Here is a 22911-nt window from a genome sequence, read left to right on the forward strand (position 1 = left end):
TTAACGCCGCGCTGAATCTCGTCCTTATTGCTGCCTGACCGTTTTCCGCCAGGATATTGCTGATTTAATTCCGTTGACCTTTTTCAACTGTGTTATTTCAGAGAATAATTCCGGCCAGCGAATCCTGAAGCAGAAATAAAAGACACATAATAAGGCTTGTTCTGTTTATCTATAAATAAACAGCGAATAGCCCTGCATAAAATAAATGAAAACACCGATCGCTCAGACGATACGGGCAATATTCTGCGGCCTGAAAAAAGGCTTACGGATATTACGCCCATATTGTTGCGCGACAGGAGCACCACCATGACTGTACAAAACAACACCATGCACGAAAAAAAGAAACAACAGACGCTCTCCATGCGTGCCGCGCAGGAAGCAAAAAACGGCGTCGCGGTGACGCTGATTAACGTTAACGCCACCCGTGACGGCCTGACGGAAGCCAGCGCCGCCACCCGTCTGGAGAAAGAAGGTTACAACGAAGTCGCACACGACAAGCCGCCTCATCCGCTTGTCCAGATGGTGAAAGCCTTTAACAACCCGTTCATCTATGTGTTAGCCGTGCTGGCTGTCATCAGCTTCTTCACCGATTATTGGTTCCCGCTGCGGGCCGGAGAAGAAACGGATCTGACCGGAGTTTACATCATCGGCACGATGGTGGGCCTGAGCGGACTGGTCCGTTTCTGGCAGGAATACCGCTCGGCGAAATCGGCCGAAGCGCTGAAAGCGATGGTCAGAACCACGGCCACGGTGTTACGCCGTGACCGCACGGGAAAAGCCGGTTCGCTGCGTGAAATCCCGATGCGCGAACTGGTCGTCGGCGACATCGTGCAGCTTTATGCGGGCGATATGATCCCGGCGGATGTCCGTCTGATTGAATCGCGGGATCTGTTCATCAGCCAGGCCGTGCTGACCGGTGAAGCGTTGCCGGTTGAAAAGTACGACACGCTGGGCGATGTGGCACAAAAATCGGCCAGCGACGTAAGTGCTGAAAATGAAAATCTGCTGGATATTCCCAACATTTGTTTCATGGGCACCAACGTAGTCAGCGGCACGGCACAGGCGGTGGTGGTGGCGACCGGGGCGAGAACGTATTTTGGCTCGCTGGCGAAAGCCATTGTCGGCACCCGCGTACAGACGGCGTTTGATCGCGGCGTGAACAGCGTCAGCGGATTACTGATCCGCTTCATGCTGGTGATGGTGCCGGTGGTCTTCCTGATCAACGGCATCATGAAAGGCGAATGGTGGGATGCACTGCTGTTTGCCGTCGCGGTCGCCGTCGGGCTGACGCCGGAAATGCTGCCAATGATCGTCAGCGCCAATCTGGCGAAGGGCGCGATGGCGATGGCGAAACGCAAGGTGGTTGTCAAACGCCTGAACGCCATTCAGAACCTCGGCGCGATGGACATTCTGTGTACCGATAAAACCGGCACCCTGACGCAGGACAAAATCATTCTTGAGCACCACCTCGATACACAAGGTGCAAAAAATGAGTCCGTACTGGCGCTGGCGTGGCTGAACAGCCATCACCAGAGCGGCATCAAAAACCTGATGGATCAGGCGGTGCTGCACTTTTCCGAAAATGGCGTTTCTACGTTCACCCGTCCGCAGGGCTACAGCAAAGTCGATGAAATGCCGTTCGATTTTGTCCGCCGCCGTCTGTCGATTGTGGTGAAAGATGCAAAGGAAAATCATCTCCTGATCTGTAAAGGCGCAGTGGAAGAAATGCTGAGCATTTCCACCCATATGCAGGAAAACGGCGCGGTGGTGGAACTGACGCCGGCACGCCGCGAGGCACTGCTGGCGCTGGCAAATGACTACAACCAGGAAGGGTTCCGCGTGCTGGTGGTGGCGACCCGCGACATCCGCAAAAGCGAGGCGAAAAAACAGTACGGCGCTGCCGATGAACATGACCTGATCCTGCAAGGATTCCTGACGTTCCTGGATCCGCCGAAGGAATCTGCCGGTCCGGCGATTGCGGCGCTGCGTGATATCGGCGTGGGCGTAAAAGTGCTGACCGGTGATAACGCTGTCGTGACCAGCCGTATCTGTCATCAGGTGGGACTAGAACCGGGTGAACCGCTGCTCGGGCCGCAGATTGAACGCCTTGACGACGCCACGCTGCGTGAGCTGGTGGAAGAGCGCACGGTGTTTGCCAAACTGACGCCGCTGCAAAAATCGCGGGTGCTGAAAGCCTTGCAGGCCAACGGCCACACGGTCGGATTCCTCGGCGACGGCATCAACGATGCACCGGCATTGCGTGATGCGGACGTCGGGATTTCCGTCGACAGCGGCACGGATATCGCCAAAGAATCTGCCGATATCATCCTGCTGGAAAAAAGCCTGATGGTGCTGGAAGAGGGCGTGCTGAAAGGGCGCGAAACGTTCGGGAATATCATGAAGTACCTGAACATGACCGCCAGTTCTAACTTTGGCAACGTGTTTTCCGTCCTGGTCGCCAGTGCGTTTATCCCGTTCCTGCCGATGCTGGCGATTCAGTTGCTGCTGCAAAACCTGATGTACGACATCTCCCAGCTGGCGCTGCCGTGGGACAAAATTGATAAGGAGTTCCTGAAAAAACCGCGTAAATGGGATGCCAAAAATATCGGCCGTTTCATGGTGTGGATTGGCCCGACCTCGTCCATTTTCGACATGACGACGTTTGCCCTGATGTGGTACGTGTTCAGCGCCAACAGTGAACATATGCAGACGCTGTTCCAGTCCGGCTGGTTTGTGGAAGGGCTGCTTTCCCAGACATTGGTGGTGCATATGCTGCGTACCCAGAAAGTCCCGTTCATCCAGAGCACGGCGGCGTGGCCGGTGATGCTGATGACCGGGCTGGTGATGGCAGTCGGTATTTACGTGCCGTTTTCTCCGCTCGGGCCGATCGTCGGGCTACAGGCGCTGCCGTGGCAATACTTCCCGTGGCTGGCCGGTACGCTGCTGGCGTACTGCTGTGTCGCACAGGGAATGAAAACCTTCTATATCCGTCGTTTTAAACAGTGGTTCTGATGTCCTGATTTTTCATTAAAACCTGACCGGTGCCGCAGCGCTTTGCGGCACCGTTTTAAGACTGAAAAGAGCACTACGCTTCACAATGACAACCCTGAAAAAGGGGAGCGATTATGTTTGCAACAACCCAATCTGGCACCACCTTACTGATCAACCTGGCAGGCGCGATTGCCCTGCTGCTGTGGGGTTCCCACATGATTTCCTCCGCGCTGCAACGCGGATTCGGGACACCGTTACGCCACTGGATGGGGCGTCATCTTAAACATCGCGGGATGGCGTTGCTGTCCGGCGTGGGCATTACCTGCCTTTTGCAAAGCAGCACCGCCGTCAGCCTGATGGCCACTTCGTTCACCGCCGCCGGAACGCTGAGCCTCGCGCCCGCGCTGGCCGTGATGCTCGGTGCCAACGTGGGTTCCACGCTGGTGGTTCAGCTGATGAGTTTCAACACCGCGATTGCGGTTCCGTTGCTGATGCTGACCGGATATATCGTCTTTAAAATGCGCGACCATACCGGCTTTGAAAGCGCCGGTTGCGCGCTGATTGGCCTCGGGCTGATGTTGCTGGCGCTGAGCCTGCTGGGCGCGACACTGGAACACATAGAATCCACGCCGGTGTTCCGCGCCGTGATGTCCGGCTTACAGGGCGATACGCTGATCGCGCTGGCCGTGGCGGTGATCCTCACGCTGGTTTGCCATTCGAGCGTGGCGGTAATTTTACTGATCGCCTCGCTGGCGGCGACAGGTGTGATGACGCCGGTGACTGCGATGGTGCTGGTGCTCGGCGCGAACATCGGTGGCGCACTGCCGCCGGTGCTGAATGCCGGAACAGCCGTCGCCCGCCGTCTGCCCGTGGGCAATCTGCTGATCCGCTGCGCCGGTTGCGGGGTGGCACTGGCCTTTATGCCTTTGCTTGTCCGTCTTGCGGACAACCTGGCGCTCACCACGCCGCAGCTGGTGGTGGGGTTTCATACCGCGTTCAGCGCTGTGCTGGCGCTGGTGTTTATCGGCCTGACCGCGCCGGTCGCCCGTTTTCTTGAGCGTATTTTCCCGGAAGAAACGCGCGCCGGTGATCCGGGTATGCCGGTGTATCTCGACGAAACCGGGCTGGATATTGCGTACATCGGTTTATCCAATTCCGTGCGTGAATCCCTGCGCGCAGCGGACATGCTCAACATTATGCTCGACCGGTTGCAGGTGCTGTTTCAGACCCCGGAAAAGGGCAGCCGCACGGAAATCCGTCAGCTGGATCAGTCGCTGGATATGCTGAGTGCGGCGATCCGGGCGTATCTCGCCGATCTGGCGCACGACGGGCTGAGTGATGCCGATGCCGACCGCGCGCAGGAAATTCTGATGTTCGTGATTAACGTCGAACATGCGGGTGACATTCTTTCCAGCAGCCTGGCGGAGCTGGCGGCCCGCAGGACGCGACGCGGCGAAACGTTCAGTGATTTCGAACGCAACAATATTGCGCTGCTGCACGCGGAAATCCTCACCAGCCAGCGTCTGGCCGTGACGGCGTTTCTGGGCGAAGACCACGACGCCGCGCATCAGCTGGTGGCGCGAAAAGAGGTGATTCGCCAGATTGAAGCCACCGCCAGCCGTGAGCATTTTAAAAAGCTGCGCGATGATAAAAATGCGTGGGCGGAATCCGGCGATATTTTCCAGCGTATTCTGCGGGATTACCGCCGCGTACATCACCATATTGCCGCCGTGGCCTATCCCGTTATTGACCGGCGCGGTGATGAATTACTGGCAAGGGTTGACAATAATTCAGACGCGTGAATCCCATAATAAAAACAACAGGAAAACTTCATGAGAGTGCTTATTTGTTCAGGACGGTTTTATGCCGGTATCAGTACATTAACGCGGGTACTGGATTTATATTCGCAATCACAAAATATCCGCGTTGTGATCCACGGAGGACATCAGTCCACCGGTGGTGCAATCGAGCGTTGGGCGCGGGAGGCAGGTGTTCACATCGTGCGCTATCCCGCCAGCTGGGCGACACACGGTAAATATGCTGAAATCCGCCGGAATATTTTTATGTTAGAAGACAGCCGCCCGGATATTATCCTGGCATTTTCAGGCGGAGAGGATACCGCTGATTGTATCGGGCTGGCGAAAAGTAAAGGAATTAAAGTGATTGAAATTGAACAGTATCTTTAACGCAAAAAAAAACCGGAAGTTAAGTGCAATTTTTTTCAGAATATTCGGGAAACCGGTTTCTGGATTAATCTGATAGTCCCGGCAAAGGCTTTATAAGAGGTTATATTTATTCGAGGGTAGAGAGGTTGCTCCGCATTATTTCTGTTCCTTTTTATAGAAATTTAACGCAACCGGCTACGTACACAGGAGAATTAAATTGACCACAGAACTGAAGGATACCACCACAGAAACGCCCCCGATCCCCGCCCTCAGTGGCGGGAAAACGGCTTTCTTCTTCGATGTTGACGGCACGCTCGCCGAAATCTGCGCCGGGCCGGACGACGTTACCCTTCCCGCTGCCGTTCGCGATAACCTGAAAGCCCTGGCTGCGGCCACATCCGGCGCTGTGGCGCTGGTTTCAGGGCGTCCGGTTGAACAGCTTGATCAACTTACCGCGCCGCTGAAATTACCGGCGGCGGGGGTTCATGGTGCTGAGCTGCGCGACTTTGCAGACAATCTGCACCGCGTAACGTTGCCGGAGGATGTTGCGCGTGCGCTGCAATATCAGCTCGAACAGGGAATGGCCGGGATGCCGGGCACGCTGCTCGAAGCCAAAGGCATGGCGTTTGCCTTGCACTACCGTCAGGCACCGGCTTTTCAGCAGCAGGTGCTGCAACTGGCCGAATCGGCTGTCGCCGCGTATCCCGAACTGATGCTTCAGCGCGGTAAATGCGTGGTCGAAATCAAGCCGCGCGGCAATGACAAAGGCTCCGCCATTACCACCTTCATGCAGCAGGCCCCGTTCTCGGGGCGCATTCCGGTATTTGTCGGCGATGACCTGACTGATGAAAAGGGCTTCCAGGTCGTCAATGCCATGAAGGGGATTTCCGTGAAAGTCGGCGGGGGTTTCAGCCATGCGCGCTACCGTCTGGCGCAGGTCAGCGATGTGCATCAGTGGCTGGAATCGTTACAACGTCACTTAACCGTTACTCATAAGGAGACAAAATCATGAGCCGCCTGGTTGTCGTATCTAACCGTATTGCTATTCCTGACGGGTCAAAATCCGCGGGCGGGCTTGCTGTCGGTATCATGGATGCGTTGAAAAATACGTCCGGCCTGTGGTTTGGCTGGAACGGAGAAATCAGTGAAATCTCAGGGGAAGAGGACGATGATCTCAGTCTGGTGGAAGAAGACGGCATCACCTATGCCTCAGTTCCGCTTAATCAAAACGATTACGATCTCTATTATTGCCAGTTTTCCAATGCCGTACTCTGGCCAGCGCTTCATTACCGCATCGACCTGGTGGATTACCAGCGTGAAGCCTGGGAAGGCTACTGCCGCGTCAATGATCTGCTGGCGAGAAGATTGCAACCCCTGATAAAGCCCGACGATATTTTGTGGATCCATGATTACCATTTGCTGCCTTTTGCCGCCGCGCTGCGCAGACTTGGCGTGAAGAACCGCATCGGCTTTTTCCTGCATATTCCGTTCCCGACGCCCGAAATTTTTAACGCCGTACCGCCGCATAACGAACTGCTGGAAATGATGTCGCACTACGACTTGCTGGGCTTCCAGACCGAAAGCGACCGGCAGGCATTTCTGGATAATCTCGGCGAACTGACCACGTTGCAGCCGTCCAATACCTGTCTGCATCAGGCGTTCGGCAACACGTTCCAGACCGGCGTTTATCCGATCAGCATTGCGCCGGACAGCATCCGCAAAATGGCAGAAGGGCCGTTGCCGCCCAAAATGGCCGCGATGGAACCCGAATTGCGTGAAGCGAAAAACATCATTTCCTGCGAGCGACTGGATTACACCAAAGGGCTGCCGGAGCGTTTTCTGGCGTTTGAAGCGCTACTTGAGAAATTCCCGCAGCATCGCGGCAAAGTGCGGTATTCCCAGATTGCGCCGACGTCGCGCGGCGATGTGCAGGCCTATCAGGAGCTGCGTCATCAGCTTGAAACCGAAGTCGGGCGGATTAACGGGAAGTACGGCAGTTTTAACCAGACGCCGCTGTTCTATCTCAATCAGCATTTCCAGCGCAGCCTGCTGATGAAACTGTTCCGCCTGACCGACGTCGGGCTGGTCACGCCGCTGCGCGATGGCATGAATCTGGTGGCGAAAGAGTATGTGGCGGCGCAGGATCCGCAGGACCCCGGCGTGCTGGTGTTGTCGCAGTTTGCCGGTGCCGCCAATGAACTGACGGCGGCGCTGATCGTTAATCCGTATGACCGTGATGATGTGGCCGCCGCGCTCGATAAAGCCCTGACCATGCCGCTGGAAGAGCGTCGTGAACGCTACAACGCCATGATGGCCGTGCTGCGTGAAAACGATATCGCCCACTGGGGGGAAACCTATTTGCACGATTTGCAGGCGATTTCTCCCCACGACGTCGCACACCACGCCGTCGCCTGAACACTTTTCTAAACACAGCCCCCGGAATGCGGGCTGTGTCATTTTTTAACGCAATGCAGAGGCTTACCGCATATGCAAAACGCTAAATTAAAGAGTCATGAATTCCCCGAACTGGAACCGATTGAGCTGATTCTCGACCGGATGATGGACGCCGAGCCGGAACCGGAAATGATCGAAGGGCTACCGCCGTCCGATGCCTTAACGCCCGCAGACCGTTACATGGAACTGTTCACCGCCGTGCAGTCGTCGCGCCTGTTTGAAGACAGTAAAACGTTCCCCGACTGCGCGCCGAAAATGGATCCGCTGGATATTCTCCTGCGCTACCGCCGGATAAAAAATCATCCCGGTTTTAACCTGCAACGCTTTGTGGATGCGCATTTTTCGTTACCGGCACATCACGGCGATGAATACGTCAGCGATCCGGGCGATTCCCTGACAGAGCACATCGATAAACTCTGGCCCGTGCTGACGCGCCAGCCGGAAGACCATGTGCCGTGGTCGTCATTACTGCCGTTGCCGCAGGCGTATATTGTGCCGGGCGGGCGTTTCAGCGAGACCTATTACTGGGATTCCTACTTCACCATGCTGGGGCTGGCGGAAAGCGGCCGCAACGATTTGCTGCGCACCATGGCGGATAACTTCGCCTGGATGATTGAGATGTACGGGCATATTCCCAACGGCAACCGGACGTATTATCTCAGCCGCTCGCAGCCGCCGGTGTTTGCGCTGATGGTTGAACTGTTCGAAGAGGACGGCGTGCGCGGGGCGCGGCGTTATCTGGATCATCTGCTGAAAGAGTACGCATTCTGGATGGACGGCGCAGGATCACTGATGCCCAATCAGGCCTACCGTCACGTCGTTTGTTTGCCAGACGGCGCGCTGCTGAACCGTTACTGGGACGACAGGGATACGCCGCGCGATGAATCGTGGCGCGAAGATGTGGAAACAGCCAAGCTTTCGAGCCGTCCGGCCAATGAGGTTTACCGTGATCTGCGCGCCGGTGCGGCCTCCGGCTGGGATTATTCCTCACGCTGGCTGCGCGATCCGGACAGACTGGCGAGTATCCGCACCACGCAGTTTATTCCGGTCGATCTCAACGCGTTTCTGTACAAGCTGGAAAGCGCCATTTCGAATATCGCCGGCCTGAAAGGCAACCGTGAAACGCAGGCCCTGTTCCGGCATAAAGCCGAGGTTCGCCGCGACGCCATTACCCGTTATCTGTGGGATGACGAAGAAGGGTGTTTCCGTGATTATGACTGGCACCGTCAGCAGCGGGCGCGGTTTTCCGCCGCCAGCGTGGTGCCGCTGTTTGTCGGGCTCGCCACCCACACCCAGGCTGAAAGCGTCGCCGCCGTGGTGCGCGAACGCCTGCTGACCTCCGGTGGTTTGCTGGCGACAGAGGTTGAAACCGGTGAACAATGGGACAAACCTAACGGCTGGGCACCGCTGCAATGGATGGCGATCCAGGGTTTCAAACTGTACGGCAACGATGCGCTGGGTGATGAAATTGCCCGCAGCTGGCTGAGAACGGTGAATCAGTTTTATCAGAAGCATCACAAGCTGATTGAGAAATATCACATCTCCGGCAGCGCCGCGCGCGAAGGCGGCGGCGGCGAGTATCCGCTTCAGGACGGTTTCGGCTGGACCAACGGCGTCGTCCGCCGTCTGATCGGGCTGTATGGCGAGAATTACGAGTAAAGGTCTGACGCGCCAGTGCAGAAACAATCGTTTCGTTGACGTTATGTTAATGCTGGCGGGACTCTCACAGCTTTGGGATGCGGCGAATTAGGGATAGAGTAAAATCCGCCGCAGGAAATTTTCTCCAACACATGAGAGCAGACACGATGCAACCCGTTAAAAAATTTCGTTTTTATCGCCCGCTGAAAGGCCACAGCCATACGTTTGGTGAACAATGGTTTGCCCTGAAAGCAGAAGCCTTCGCCCGGTTTTTCGGCACGCCAACGTTCCTGATCGCGCAGACGCTGATCGTCGCCGTCTGGATCTACCTGAATATTTCCGGACTGTCCAAATTTGACCCGTATCCGTTTATTCTTCTGAATCTGGCTTTCAGCTTGCAGGCCGCTTACGCCGCGCCGCTGATTCTGCTGGCACAAACCCGTCAGGCCGAGCGCGATCTGGCGCATGCACTGACGGATGCCCAACACCGGGAAGACCTGGATGAGGCGATGGCAAAACGTCAGACCGTCGCTGAGGAAAATTCCGCGCAGTTGCTGATTCTGGTTCACCAGAACATCGCGTTAACCTCACTGACCAAAGAGCTGGCTGAACGGATTGAAACCCTGACAACGCAGCTCGCCAGCCGTTAAAGAAAAGCTACGCCTCGTTCTTCAAATCATCCTTTTTCAAATAGATATCAGGCCGGGTTATCGCCCACGCATAATCCGGCCGGTTGACCGGTTCATAACCGAATTTTTCATACAACCAGGGGGCGGTGGTGGTAAACAGCATCATGCGGCGCAGGCGCGCGCAAACCGGATGCGACTGGCAGCATTCCACCAGCCAGCCGCCGAGGTTTTTCCCCTGATATTCCTCAAGCACATAGACGTCGCACAGGTAGGCAAAGGTGGCGTAGTCGGTAATAAACCGGGCGAAACCAATTTGCTTTTCACCGTCAAACAACCCAAAGTTCAGGCTGTGTTCGACAGAATCGCGAACCGTCTGTTCATCGATTCCGGCGGCCCACGTTGAGCGGGTCAGGTAACGATGAATTGCCGGGATATCGAGTACCGTTTTATCCGTGGTGATATGAAATGTGCCTTTGATCCACTGGCAGTCGTCGGTTGCTGTCACTGTGTTCTCCATGAATTTGGGTTGTTTTAATGATCACCGTACGAATGTAGCGCAGACCGGTCGGGATTTCATACAGACGGGCTGTAAAAAGCGGGCTGAATGATGTATCCTGCACTCATCATTAATATGCTGTATATAATTACAGTATAAGGAGCGAGTCATGGCTGTTGAAACAAAATTTGTTGTCGTCAGAAAAGGTGAAGAGAAAATGACATTTGCCAATAAAAAAGATGCGGACGCTTACGACAAGATGCTCGATATGGCAGATACCTTCACCGAGTGGTTATCGCAGAGCGGGTTGGAAATTGACGAAGCGCTGGCGGAAAACATTGCGCTGCACCTCGCCGAGCAAAAAGACGCCGTTCAGCATATTCTGCGCACCAGTAAATTGCCGGAAGTCGCAGCGGTCGTCGTTGAAGAAGCGGCTGAAGAAACCGCAGAGCCTGAAACGGCTGAACATGCCGAACCCGCAGAAGCAGAAGCAACGCCAGCACCGAAAAAACCGCGCGCAGTGAAAGCCGCCTGACTTCTTTGTCATAAAGAACGTCAGAAAGGGCACGCACCGGCAATAACCGGCGTGCCCCTTTATTAATGCGATTCCACAAGACACCAATCCTCAAGACTTCGGCTCGTAACGAAGATATCCCGCCACACCGCCTTTTCCGCCATCTTTCGGATGATTAATACCGTCGCTGACGCTGACCACCGGGAAATCAAACGGTGATACGCCTTCAATGCAGGCGACATTAACGCCGTAGAATTCAGGATTCGAGCGTCGCTGATGGAAAGTGTAAATCCCGCAAACCGAACAGAAGAAATGGGCGGCTTCACCGGTGTTAAACCGGTATTCGGTAAGTTTGTCCTTGCCCTTGATCACCTCCACTTCCTGAGCCGGGACGACGACCGCGCCACGCATACGGCAGAATGAACAATTGCAGCGAAGTACGTTGTTATAGCCATCGGTCAGTACGGCGCTGAAGACAACCGAACCGCAATGGCACTGGGCAGACACTTTATCTGACATGGAAATCTCCTGAGATTGTCCGGCGAATGAGCGGGCTAGCCGGTTCACCGTGTTGAATGTTTTCATCGAAGCTGACAGGCGTTCAGTTACGTTAGACGCTTTTTTATCATTGCTCAACCGCATGACAGGAAGTCAGGTTGGGGGTATGTTACTGGCAATTTATTTTTGCGGAGCGGGTAATGGACATTATCGGGATCATCCTCTCGGCGGGGAAAGCCTCAGTTAACGTGGCGCTTTACACGCTGATCCCAATCATGGTGGTTATGCTGATCATCATGAAGTATCTGGAAGTTCGTGGCGTTCTCGACGGGATTGTCCGGCTGGTGACGCCGGTTTTACGCCCGTTTGGCGTCACGGGCATGGCGGTGTTTGCCCTGATCCAGCTGAATTTTGTGAGTTTCGCCGCACCGCTGGCATCACTGGCGCTGATGGAAAAAAGAGGCACGTCCGACCGCCATCTCGCCGCCACGCTGGCGATGCTTTTCGCCATGGGGCAGGGCAACGTGTTTTATCCGCTCATTCCTTACGGCCTGCACTGGGGCGCGGCGATTATTATTTCGATTGTGGGTGGCCTTGGCGCGGCCAGTGCGACGTATTATATTTTTGGGCGACGCCTGTCGGCCACCGCGCTGGAGCGGGAAGGCAATCCGCTGGAAGATAAGGCTAACAAAGGGTTGATCGCGATTATCAACGGCGCGGGTTCTGACGCTATTCGTCTGGCGCTGGGTTCTGTGCCGATGCTGATCCTCTCGCTGACCGTCGTCGGCATTTTAAAAGAAGCCGGCGCGATTGAGTTTCTGACCCGTGTGCTGGGGCCGGTGTTAGGCTATTTCAGTATTTCAGAGGTGTACGTTTTGCCCGCGCTGACCAAAATGCTTGCGGGCGGCACGGCGTATTACGGCGTAGTGTCCGACCTGATTCACCGCGGGCTGTTTTCCCCGCAGCAGGTGAATGCGTCCAGCGGTTTTCTGATTCAGACGCTCGATTTACCCGGTATCGGTATTTTTCTGGGGATCGCCAGCCGTTTTGTCCGGTTGTTCCGTTATGCGCTGCCGGGCGCGATAATCGGCATCCTCATTCGCAGCATTATTCACGCATGGGTATTTTGACTGTTCAAGGGAGTTTTTTATGAAAGAGAAGTTTCCGCAAGGCTTTATGTGGGGCGGCGCAACGGCGGCCAATCAGGTGGAAGGGGCATACGATCAGGATGGCAAAGGGCTGTCGATTGTCGATGCTATCCCCGGCGGTAAAGACCGGTTACGCATTGTTTCTTCACCGGAATTTGATTTCACGCTGGATACCGCAAAACACACCTATCCGAACCACAAGGGCATCGATCACTACCATCGTTTCGAAGAAGATATCGCCCTGTTTGCGGAAATGGGTTTCAAATGTTACCGCTTCTCTATCGCCTGGACGCGCATCTATCCGAACGGCATCGAGCAACAGCCGAACGAAGCCGGTCTGGCGCACTATGACAAGGTGATCGACGCCTGTATCGCGCACGGCATCGAGCCGGTAATCACAATTTCCCATTACGAAATGCCGCTGCATCTGGCGACCGAATTTGGTGGCTGGAAAAACCGCGAACTGATTGGTCACTTCGAGCGTTTTGCCCGCACAGTGCTGACGCGCTTTGGTCATAAGGTGAAATACTGGATGACCTTTAACGAGATCAACAGTGCGGCGCATTTCCCGATCATGAGCCAGGGGCTGACGGTAAAAACCGGCGCGCTGGAAGCGCAGGCTAAATTCCAGGCATGGCATAACCAGTTTGTCGCCAGCAGCCTGGCGGTCAAAATTGCCCACGAAACCAATGCGCAGATTCAGATCGGCTGCATGATCCTGTTTGCCACCAATTACGCTTACGATTGTAATCCGGTGAACCAGCTCGAAACCCTTAAAGAGTCACAGGCGTTTAACTTCTACTGCGCGGACGTGCAGGCAGGCGGGAAATATCCGTACTACGCCAAACGTTTGTGGGCATCGCAGGGCGTTGCGCTGGATATCCAGCCGGGCGATCTGGAACTGATCAAACAGCACACGGTGGATTACATTGGTTTTAGCTATTACATGTCTTCGACCATCAATAAAACCAATCCCGACGCGGTGTCTGCCCAGGGCAACCTGCTCGGCGGCGCGCGTAACCCGTTCCTCGAAGCCAGCGACTGGGGCTGGGAAATCGATCCGGTTGGCCTGCGTATCGCGCTGAATCAGCTTTACGACCGCTACGAAAAGCCGCTGTTCATTGTTGAGAATGGTTTAGGTGCCGTCGATAAACCGGATGAAAACCACGTTATCGCCGATGATTACCGCATCAACTATCTGCGCCAGCATATTGCTGCGATGGCAGAAGCCATTGAGGACGGCGTGGATCTGATGGGTTACACGCCGTGGGGCTGTATCGATCTGGTGAGTATGTCCACCGGTGAGATGAGCAAACGCTACGGGCTGATTTATGTCGATCTCGATGACAAAATCTCCGGCACCGGCAACCGTTACAAGAAAAAATCTTTCCACTGGTATCAGAAAGTGATCGCCACCAACGGCGAAGATATCCGCTAAAACGGTGATCTAAAAATTGGTCGAAAAATTCGGGCGGAGAGATCCGCCTGAATCTTTTTAACAACCCATTTTAATAACGAATTCAGGCCTCGCACTCCCCGCTGGCGAAAATAAACCCACTGAAATCCGGTAAACAGGCTAGTATGAAAAGTATTGCCCGCACAGGGCGATAAGCCGTTTCGCCTCCCTGACCTTTACCCTTTCTTCTTTTTACGTGCACTCTTATCGCAGCTCAGGCAACTGCCTTCTCGGGTCCCCGTAAGGTATGTTGATGTGAAAAAGACTGTCATTGACTGGTTTAAAAGCAAACGGGCACCGCCTGTAATCTCCCTTACCGGGCGTCATCGCGCCAGCACGCGGGAACAGCCAGTGCCGATCCGCACGGAGCTTTTCTCGGCGGATCAGATGGAACGCTACGGCGGAAAACTGGCCCTCTCGCACAAACTCTCCGGTAAAAAACTCCCGTATTACCTGCTCAAACGCCTTGATGATAATGAAAAAGTCCTGACCCGAAGTTGCCTGATTTTAAGCAACGGCGAGAAAGCGAGTATTACGCCCGCCGGGGAATGGCTGCTCGATAACTTTTATCTGATTGAAGAACAAATCCGCCTGGTGCGTCAGTTGCTGCCGAAAAACTTCGGTAAGGGCCTTCCGCCACTCGGCGCGCCGCATTTCTGCCCACGTATTTATGATATCGCCACCGAGGTCGTCAGCCACAGCGACGGACTGCTGGATATCACCACGCTCACCCGATTTTTCACCACTTACCAGAGCGTGAAACCGCTGACGCTCGGCGAACTGTGGGCTTTTCCCGGTATGCTGCGCCTGGCATTAATCGAGAATCTGCGTCGTGTCAGTATTGAAGTGGCGAATGCCCAGCAGGAACGCAATCTGGCCGATTATTGGGTCAATAAATTGCAGGACAGCGCCGAAAACGATCCGTCCAGCCAGATCATTATTATCGCCGATATGGCGCGTACCAATCCGCCGCGGACCAGCGCGTTTGTCGCCGAACTGGTGCGCCGCCTGCAAGGACATGGCTCCATGCTGGCACTGCCGCTGACCTGGGTGGAACAGCGCCTGAGCGAAGTCGGGCTGACGCAGCGTGAAGTAATTGACAAATTTAACCAGCAACTGGCCGCCAACCAGCTTTCTGTCAGCAACAGCATTATGGGATTACGCCAGCTGACCGAAATGGACTGGGCAGACTTTGCTGAAAATCTCAGCGTGGTCGAGCAGACGTTGCAGGGCGATCCTGCCGGTATTTACCCGCAGATGCATTTTGATACCCGCGACAATTACCGCCATCAGATTGAACGACTTTCGCGAAATTCGCGCCACGATGAACCCTTTGTTGCCGCCCGTGCCGTGGCTTTAGCCCGTGAGACAACCGGTCCCTATCAGCAACAACACGTCGGCTACTATCTGATTGATGCCGGGCGTAAAGCGCTGGAGAAAGATCTTAACGCCCGTTTTTCCCTGATCACCCGCATACGCGCCAGACTGAGTCAGACACCGCTGCTGTCATGGCTCGGCAGTCTGTTGCTGCTAACCACCGCCGTGACCGCTCATGCGCTTTACCGTTCGGAAAATCCGCCTCTGCACTGGGTGTGGTGGGCGCTTCTGGTTCCGGTGGTGCTGGTCGCCAGCCAGTTTGCCCTGAATCTGCTCAGCGAAATCACCACCCGCAGCCGAACGCCACAGCCGTTACCGCGTCTGGAATTTGCCGGGGGCATCCCGCAAAGCGCCAGCACGCTGGTGGTGATCCCCTGTCTGCTAGGCAGTAAAAATAATATCGACGCGCTGATTAACAGCCTCGAAGTCTGTTATCTCGGCAATGTGTCGGCGCATCTTAATTTCGCGCTGCTGAGTGATTTTCACGACAGCGACCAGCGCGACAATCCCAAAAATGACGACCTGCTGATCCACGCCACCCGGCAGATCCAATCGCTGAACCGCCGTTATCCCGACACGGAAGGCGCGCGGTTTACGCTTTTACATCGCGACAGTGAAATGAATCCGCAGCAAGGCGTGTGGATGGGTTACGAGCGTAAACGCGGCAAGCTGAACGCGCTGAATCGCTGGCTGCGTGAGCAGGCCCAGCCGTTCTCGCTGATTGAAGGCAGTACGCAGGCACATCTGCGTCAGGTGAAATACGTGATCACGCTCGACAGCGACACGGTTCTGCCGCGCGCAACGGCGCATCAGCTGGTGGCCGCCATGGCGCATCCGCTGAATCATCCGGTGTACAGCGAAGAACTTCAGCGGGTGATTTCCGGTTACGCCATTCTCCAGCCACGGCTGGCGGAAGAAATCCCGGAAAACGGGCAGGGGCGTTACGCCGCGTTGTGCAGCAGCGTGCCGGGAAACGATCCGTATTCGTCCATGTCGTCCGATATCTATCAGGATCTCTTCGGTGAAGGCTCGTTTGTCGGAAAGGGCATTTACGACGTGGATGTCTTTATGCAGGCCACAGAAAACACCTGCCCGGAAAATCTGGTGCTCAGCCACGACTTGCTGGAAGGCTGTTACGCCCGCTCCGGGATGCTCAGCGATGTGGTGCTGTACGAGCAATATCCTGACCATTATCTGGCGGATGTGGCGCGTAAAACCCGCTGGATACGCGGTGACTGGCAATTGCTGAACTGGCTCGGTTTGCGGGTGACGCAGGAAGACGGTCAGCGCGCCCGCAATCCGCTGACATTGCTTTCACGCTGGAAACTGTTTGATAACCTGCGCCGCAGTCTGGTCGCGCCCGCCTTATTAATCCTCATTTTCAGCACGCTGATTCTGGTGCCCAACAAGCTTTACTGGTTCGGATTGATCAGCTTTATGCTGCTGTTCCCCGCGCTGGTGGCGCTGGTGCTGGACCTGCTCAATAAAGGCCCGCGCCGCGCGCTGATCCCTCATCTCAAAAGCGTGTTTTCGGCCACCGTCAGCCGGGTGTCGCGGATTGTCCTGCACCTGATGACGTTGCCGCACGAAGCCGTTTACTCCGTGCAGGCGATTTTACTCACACTCTGGCGGCTGAACGTCAGCCATCGCAAATTGCACGAATGGGCGAGCGTAAGCATCAGTGCGCAAAACCGGGCGCATTCACCGGAGTATTTTTATCGCCGGATGTGGGCCAATCCGCTGGCCGGTGTGGCGGTGACCATGGTGGCCGCGTATTCCCATCCGCCGCTGCTGGCGTTCGCGCTGCCGCTGGGTATTCTGTGGTTTCTTGCGCCACGCATTCTGTGCTGGCTCAGTCAGCCCGCAAAACGCCAGGTGACGGATTTCAATATTCTGCAACACAACTTCCTGCGCCAGACGGCACGCCAGACCTGGGCTTTCTTTGAAGATTTCGTCAATGAAACTGAAAACTGGCTGCCGCCGGATAATTTCCAGGAAATCCCGCAACCGACGATTGCCCACCGCACATCGCCCACCAATATTGGCCTGTCGTTGCTGGCCAATATTACCGCGTGGGATTTTGGTTATCTCACGCAAAAAGAGGTGCTGGAACGCACCAGCCTGACGCTGGATACGCTCGATAAACTCGAGCATTATCGCGGTCATCTTTATAACTGGTACGACACACGCACGCTGGAACCGCTGAATCCGCGCTACATTTCCAGCGTGGACAGCGGCAATCTGGCCGGGCATCTGCTGACGCTGAGCACCGGTTTACGCCTGTGGCGCACGCAGCCCGCGACGGACATCGGACGCTGGCTGACCGGGCTGGAAGATACCCTGCAAATGGCAGAAAAGCAGACGTCATCACCGCTGCTGGTCAAAATCCGCCAGCTGATGCCGCAAACGGCAAACGTGCAGGCGCTGGATCCTTTGCGGGAAATGCGCGCGCTGCTCACATCTGCCGATACCGTCTGGCTGCAACGTCTGGCCGCACAGATTGACGCCGGTCTGGACGAGTGGACCGAGTTTTATGGCGCGTTTTCGCCGGAGGTGCAAAGCGGCGTATTGCCTTCGTTGCAATGGCTGGCGCAGCAGGATGCGCAAACGGAGCCGGATTTATCCCGCGCTGTCGGGCTGGCGCGTCAGCGTCTGGACATTATCCGTGAGCTGGAAAAACGCCTGAACGACCACGCGCACATGGATTTCCAGTTCCTGTATGACAAAAGCACCCATCTGCTGACCGTCGGTTACAACTGCGACGCGCATAAAATGGACAGCGGGAAATACGATCTGCTGCCGTCGGAAATTCGCCTCACCAACTACGTCACCATCGCCACCAATCAGTTACCGCAAAAAAGCTGGTTCGCGCTGGGACGCTTGTTCACCGTCATCGACAAACAACCGTCGCTGATGTCGTGGAGCGGTTCGATGTTTGAATACCTGATGCCGCAACTGGTCATGCCCGCGTATCCGGACACGCTGCTGGTACAAATGTGCCAGACCGCCGTTGACCGGCAAATCGCCTGGGGCAGGGAGAAAAAGGTGCCGTGGGGCATTTCTGAATCCGCCTATGCCGCGTTTGATCTCAACCAGAATTACCAGTATCACGCGTTTGGCGTGCCCGGCCTCGGGCTGAAACGCGGCCTTGCCGAAGACATGGTGGTGGCACCGTACGCCACGCTGATGGCGCTGATGATCCGGCCGCAGGAAGCCTGTCTCAATCTGGTAGAGCTGGAAAATCGCGGCGCTCGCGGGGAATACGGATTTTATGATGCGCTCGATTACACGCCGTCGCGCCTGATCCGCGGGCAGATTTATATCGTGGTGCGCTCGTACATGGCCCACCATCAGGGCATGGGTTTTCTGGCGCTGGCGAATGTGCTGCTCGATGCACCCATGAACGCGCGCTTTGCGGCGAATGCGGCATTCCAGTCTGCGCGACTGTTGTTGCAGGAACGCGTGCCGGACGCCGTAGAACTTTACAGCCCGCGCCGTCACTTTGAATCGCACGACAGCACGCTGCAAAAAGTGAATATCGAACTGCGTGAATTCAGCAACGCCGACAGTCCGGCACCGGAAGTTCAGCTGCTTTCCAATACGAATTATCATCTGATGGTGACGCAGGCGGGCGGCAGCGTCACCCGCTGGAAAGACCTGACGCTGACCCGCTGGCGGGAAGATGCAACGCGCGATCACAGGGGTATTTTCTGTTATCTGAGTGACCCGGAATCCGGCACCGTCACCAGCAATACGTGGCAGCCGCTCGGCAAGCAGAAGGGCACCTATCACGCCGTGCTGACCGATGCCGGCGCTGAGTTCAGACGGACTCACGGCTCGCTGAGCACGCAAACGCATATCGTGGTATCACCGGAGGATGATGTTGAAATCCGCCGGATGACGGTCACGCATCATGGCCGCCATGCCCGTGAGCTGGAAATCACCACTTACGCTGAAGTCGTACTGGCTCCGGCCGCCAATGACGCGGCGCATCCGGCGTTCAGCAACCTGTTTGTGCAGACCGAACTGATGCCCGCACAGGAAGGGATTTTATGTCATCGCCGCCCGCGTGAGCCTGAAGAACAGTGCCCGTGGATGTTCCATATGATGGCGATCCACGGTGCCGTTGAGCGGGAAACGTCGTTCGAAACCGATCGTGCGCAGTTTATCGGCCGTGGCAATACGGCCTCAAATCCGCAGGCCCTGCGCCGGGCGGGGGCGCTGAGTAACAGCGCCGGTGCGGTGCTGGATCCGGTGATGGCCATCCGCCAGCGCATCCGCCTCAAACCCGGCGTGCCGGTGATCATCGATATGGTTTACGGGATTGCGGACACCCGCCTGCAAAGTCTGGCGCTGATGGAAAAATACCGCGATCACCATATTGCTGATCGGGTATTTGAAATCACCTGGTCGCACAGTCAGGTGGTGCTGCGCCAGCTGAATGCCACCGAGGAAGATGCCGGGCTGTTTAACCGGCTGGCCGGTGCCATTATTTTTGCCAGTCAGGAAATGCGCGGTGATGCGCAGGCCGTGAGCGCGAACCGCCGCGGGCAATCCGGATTGTGGGGGCAATCGCTCTCCGGCGACCTGCCAATCGTTCTGCTGACGATGACCAGCAATGAAAATATCGGGCTGGTGACGTTGCTGATCCGTGCGCATCATTACTGGCGGCTGAAAGGGCTGAAAGTCGATCTGGTCATTCTGTGTAATGATTCCGGCGGCTATCAGCAGGCGCTGCAAAATCAGATACTCAGCCTGGTGGCGTCCGGCGCGGGTTCCAGCCAGACCGATATTCCGGGCGGCATTTTTGTCCGTAATGGCGAACAGATGACGCAGGACGATCGCACGCTGCTGATGAGCGTCGCCCGCGTGGTGATCGACGACCGTCGCGGAACGCTGGCGGATCAGCTGAATCAGCGGATGCAGCCACCGCATGTCTCTCTGCCCGCCCTGTTGCCGGTGCGCACACTCAGGGACAGCCAGCCCGTCGCCGCTGTAACGCGTGACCTGACGTATTTCAACGGACACGGCGGATTCTCCCCTGATGGCCGTGAATATCAGATTGTGCTCAACGAAGGCGAAAACACGCCTGCGCCGTGGTCGAACGTACTCGCCAATGCCGGTTTTGGTTCGGTGATTTCAGAAAGCGGTCAGGCCTATACCTGGTATGAAAATGCCCATGAATACCGCCTGACGCCGTGGGAAAACGACCCGGTGAGCGACAGTTCCGGCGAAGCGTTTTATCTGCGCGATGAAGAGACCGGCAGCGTCTGGTCTCCGGCGCCCTTGCCGGTTCGCGGCCCCGGCGGTTACGTGACGCGGCACGGCTTTGGTTACAGCGTCTTCGAGCATACCGAACGCGGGATCAGCAGCGAAATGACAGTCCTGGTCGCGGAGCACGCGCCGGTCAAACTGGTCATGCTGACGCTGACGAACGTGTCCGGCAGGCCACGCAGGCTGTCAGTGACCGGTTATGTCGAGTGGGTGATGGCCGACTTGCGGGTGAAATCCGCCATGCATATTGTCACCTCGGCGGCGCACGTCGTGCAGGGCTGCGGCGTGCTGGCGACCAATCACTACACCAGCAACGGCTCACCGCGCACCGCGTTTTTTGCTGTCACCGGTGCGCATTGCTCCGTGAGCGGCGATCGCCGTGAATTCCTCGGAAGGACGGGCTCCACCGCCGCGCCCGCTGCGATGAAAAATCAGCGTCTGTCGGATAAAACCGGTGCGATGTTTGACCCTTGCGGCGCGGTGCAGTCGGCGACCACGCTGATTGACGGCGATCAGCGCACCTTTATTTTCGCACTGGGTCTCGGGCAAAACGCAGGAGACGCCGAAGCGCTGATCCATCAGTTCTTCCACGAAGGTGCGGCGCAGGCCGAGCTGGATCGCGTTCATCATCACTGGCATCAGGTGCTGGATAAAATTCAGATCACCACGCCGGATAAGTCCGTCGATTTGCTGACCAACGGCTGGCTGATTTATCAGACCCTTGCCAGCCGCATACTGGCGCGCAGCGGGTATTACCAGTCCGGCGGGGCGTTTGGTTTCCGCGATCAGTTGCAGGATACGCTGGCGCTGACGCACGCCGCGCCACAACGGATGCGCGATCAGATCCTGCTGTGCGCCTCGCGGCAGTTTATTGAAGGCGACGTTCAGCACTGGTGGCATCCGCCGACCGGCAATGGCGTCCGGACGCGCTGCTCCGACGATTACCTGTGGCTGCCGCTGGCAATCAGTCATTACATAGCGGTGACCGGCGATCACGCCATTGCGCAAGAATCCGTGCCGTACCTTGAAGCGCGTCTGCTGGCACCCGGCGAGGAATCTTTCTACGAACAACCGGTGGTCAGCACTACGCAGGAAACCCTGTGGCAGCACGGCGTGCGAGCGCTTAAATACGGGCTGAAAATGGGCGAGCACGGCCTGCCGCTGATGGGCGCGGGCGACTGGAACGATGGCATGAATCTGGTCGGGCTGGGCGGACGCGGGGAAAGTGTCTGGCTGGGCTTCTTCCTCTATGACGTGCTGCAACGTTATGGCGCGCTGGCGGAAGAACGTCAGGACGCTGGCGTCGCCGCACTGTGTCGTGAACAATCAGCGCTGCTTAAGCAAAATCTCAACGATCACGCGTGGGACGGTGAATGGTATTTGCGCGGATACTTCGACGATGGAGAGACGCTCGGTTCCCACGTCAACAAGGAGTGCCAGATCGACGCCATTGCCCAAAGCTGGTCGGTACTTTCCGGTGCGGGAACGCCTGAACGCACCGCCAGCGCCATGCAATCGGTGGATAAATACCTTGTCGATGACGACGCCGGTTTGATCAAACTGCTGACGCCACCTTTCGACGGCAACGGCCCGAACCCCGGCTACATTCGCGGTTATCTGCCGGGCGTTCGCGAGAACGGCGGCCAGTACACGCACGGTGCAATCTGGGCGGTGATGGCCTTTGCGAAACAGGGCAATATCGAACGGGCGTGGGAACTGATGGCGATGATTAATCCGATCAATCATAGCCTGACCGCAGACGCTGTCGGACGATACAAAGCCGAACCTTACGTCATTTCAGCCGATATCTACTCGGTCGCGCCACACAGCGGGCGCGGTGGCTGGAGCTGGTATACCGGTTCCGCCGGGTGGACATATCGTCTGATCACCGAATCGCTACTGGGCATCACGCGCCGGGGCGACACGATATCTGTTCGCAGCCAGCTTCCCGAAAACTGGCCGGAAATCAGCGTCACTTACCAGCAGGGCTCGAGCCGCTATCTGATGACCGTCCGCAAAAGTTCGGGGGATTATCGTGTCACGCTGGACGGGAATCTGCTGGAAAATGATCAGATCCCGCTGACCGACGACGGGCAGGATCATCACGTTGAGGTTGAGCTGGGGAGGGCGGCTGAAAACGAATAAATTGTCTGTATGAGTAAATTCCCGGCGCAGGCACAGGGTCTGTGTCCGGGATTTTCGCGTGGTTTTTTTGTGCAAACACAGATCCTGTCTTAGAATATTTTTTATGAGCCTGATCACGCTCATATC

At 56.3% G+C, this 22911-nt stretch carries 12 protein-coding genes and 1 pseudogene; 11 read left to right on the forward strand and 2 right to left on the reverse strand.

The genetic code is table 11. The features are described 5' to 3' along the window. Positions 1-306: 306 nt before the first annotated feature. From mgtA to BV494_RS21990, 7 genes and pseudogenes are all read left to right on the forward strand, one after another. The gene (mgtA, locus tag BV494_RS21960) at positions 307-3012 is read left to right on the forward strand and encodes a magnesium-translocating P-type ATPase (protein ID WP_104924939.1); all 2706 of its coding nucleotides are present in this window, start codon (positions 307-309) and stop codon (positions 3010-3012) included. A 113-nt stretch (positions 3013-3125) separates the two neighbouring features. Beyond that, entirely contained in the window at positions 3126-4793 is a 1668-nt protein-coding gene (locus tag BV494_RS21965) for a Na/Pi cotransporter family protein (protein ID WP_104924940.1), read from the forward strand. A gap of 30 nt (positions 4794-4823) precedes the next feature. Beyond that, a complete protein-coding gene (locus tag BV494_RS21970) occupies positions 4824-5177 on the forward strand; it encodes an SLOG family protein (protein WP_104924941.1) in 354 nt (117 codons plus the stop codon). Positions 5178-5373: 196 nt separating this feature from the next. Further along, positions 5374-6168, forward strand: coding sequence for a trehalose-phosphatase (gene otsB, locus BV494_RS21975; protein ID WP_104924942.1), 795 nt, complete (start codon positions 5374-5376; stop codon positions 6166-6168). After that, the gene (gene otsA, locus BV494_RS21980; RefSeq protein ID WP_104924943.1) at positions 6165-7571 is read left to right on the forward strand and encodes an alpha,alpha-trehalose-phosphate synthase; all 1407 of its coding nucleotides are present in this window, start codon (positions 6165-6167) and stop codon (positions 7569-7571) included. The genes otsB and otsA overlap by 4 nt, the downstream gene beginning before the upstream one ends. A gap of 105 nt (positions 7572-7676) precedes the next feature. Then, positions 7677-9269, forward strand: a pseudogene (locus tag BV494_RS21985) (alpha,alpha-trehalase); the annotation flags it as partial. A 146-nt stretch (positions 9270-9415) separates the two neighbouring features. Further along, positions 9416-9898: a DUF1003 domain-containing protein gene (locus BV494_RS21990; protein ID WP_104924945.1), complete on the forward strand. Its 483-nt coding sequence runs from the start codon at positions 9416-9418 to the stop codon at positions 9896-9898. Positions 9899-9905: 7 nt separating this feature from the next. Here the strand turns inward: BV494_RS21990 and BV494_RS21995 are convergent, their stop codons facing one another. Beyond that, complete coding sequence (locus BV494_RS21995; RefSeq protein ID WP_226790124.1) at positions 9906-10382, reverse strand: GNAT family N-acetyltransferase; 477 nt, start codon at positions 10380-10382, stop codon at positions 9906-9908. 160 nt (positions 10383-10542) lie between these two features. Between BV494_RS21995 and BV494_RS22000 the strand changes: the two genes are divergently transcribed. Further along, positions 10543-10908, forward strand: coding sequence for a YebG family protein (locus BV494_RS22000; RefSeq protein WP_104924947.1), 366 nt, complete (start codon positions 10543-10545; stop codon positions 10906-10908). Between the two features lie 90 nt (positions 10909-10998). On the opposite strand, the gene BV494_RS22005 is transcribed toward BV494_RS22000, so the two are convergent. Further along, positions 10999-11406 carry a GFA family protein gene (locus tag BV494_RS22005; protein WP_104924948.1) on the reverse strand — a complete coding sequence of 136 codons (408 nt, stop codon included), beginning with the start codon at positions 11404-11406 and terminating at the stop codon, positions 10999-11001. Positions 11407-11585: 179 nt separating this feature from the next. Here BV494_RS22005 and BV494_RS22010 point away from each other — a divergent pair, with 179 nt between their 5' ends. The 3 genes from BV494_RS22010 to BV494_RS22020 all read left to right on the forward strand — a co-directional run bounded on the left by BV494_RS22010 (position 11586) and on the right by BV494_RS22020 (position 22785). Beyond that, positions 11586-12515 carry a nucleoside recognition domain-containing protein gene (locus BV494_RS22010; protein ID WP_104924949.1) on the forward strand — a complete coding sequence of 310 codons (930 nt, stop codon included), beginning with the start codon at positions 11586-11588 and terminating at the stop codon, positions 12513-12515. A gap of 19 nt (positions 12516-12534) precedes the next feature. Next, positions 12535-13971 carry a glycoside hydrolase family 1 protein gene (locus BV494_RS22015; protein WP_104924950.1) on the forward strand — a complete coding sequence of 479 codons (1437 nt, stop codon included), beginning with the start codon at positions 12535-12537 and terminating at the stop codon, positions 13969-13971. A 273-nt stretch (positions 13972-14244) separates the two neighbouring features. Then, on the forward strand, positions 14245-22785 hold the full coding sequence (locus BV494_RS22020; RefSeq protein ID WP_439958400.1) for a GH36-type glycosyl hydrolase domain-containing protein: 8541 nt from the start codon (positions 14245-14247) through the stop codon (positions 22783-22785). Positions 22786-22911 lie beyond the last annotated feature (126 nt).

The organism is Rahnella sikkimica, from assembly GCF_002951615.1.
Lineage (GTDB): Bacteria > Pseudomonadota > Gammaproteobacteria > Enterobacterales > Enterobacteriaceae > Rahnella > Rahnella sikkimica.

Coding starts and splice junctions, on each gene's coding strand:
- mgtA (WP_104924939.1), top strand. CDS start 307: ATGACTGTACAAAACAACACCATGCACGAAAAAAAGAAACAACAGACG.
- BV494_RS21965 (WP_104924940.1), top strand. CDS start 3,126: ATGTTTGCAACAACCCAATCTGGCACCACCTTACTGATCAACCTGGCA.
- BV494_RS21970 (WP_104924941.1), top strand. CDS start 4,824: ATGAGAGTGCTTATTTGTTCAGGACGGTTTTATGCCGGTATCAGTACA.
- otsA (WP_104924943.1), top strand. CDS start 6,165: ATGAGCCGCCTGGTTGTCGTATCTAACCGTATTGCTATTCCTGACGGG.
- BV494_RS21990 (WP_104924945.1), top strand. CDS start 9,416: ATGCAACCCGTTAAAAAATTTCGTTTTTATCGCCCGCTGAAAGGCCAC.
- BV494_RS22000 (WP_104924947.1), top strand. CDS start 10,543: ATGGCTGTTGAAACAAAATTTGTTGTCGTCAGAAAAGGTGAAGAGAAA.
- BV494_RS22005 (WP_104924948.1), bottom strand. CDS start 11,406: ATGTCAGATAAAGTGTCTGCCCAGTGCCATTGCGGTTCGGTTGTCTTC.
- BV494_RS22010 (WP_104924949.1), top strand. CDS start 11,586: ATGGACATTATCGGGATCATCCTCTCGGCGGGGAAAGCCTCAGTTAAC.
- BV494_RS22015 (WP_104924950.1), top strand. CDS start 12,535: ATGAAAGAGAAGTTTCCGCAAGGCTTTATGTGGGGCGGCGCAACGGCG.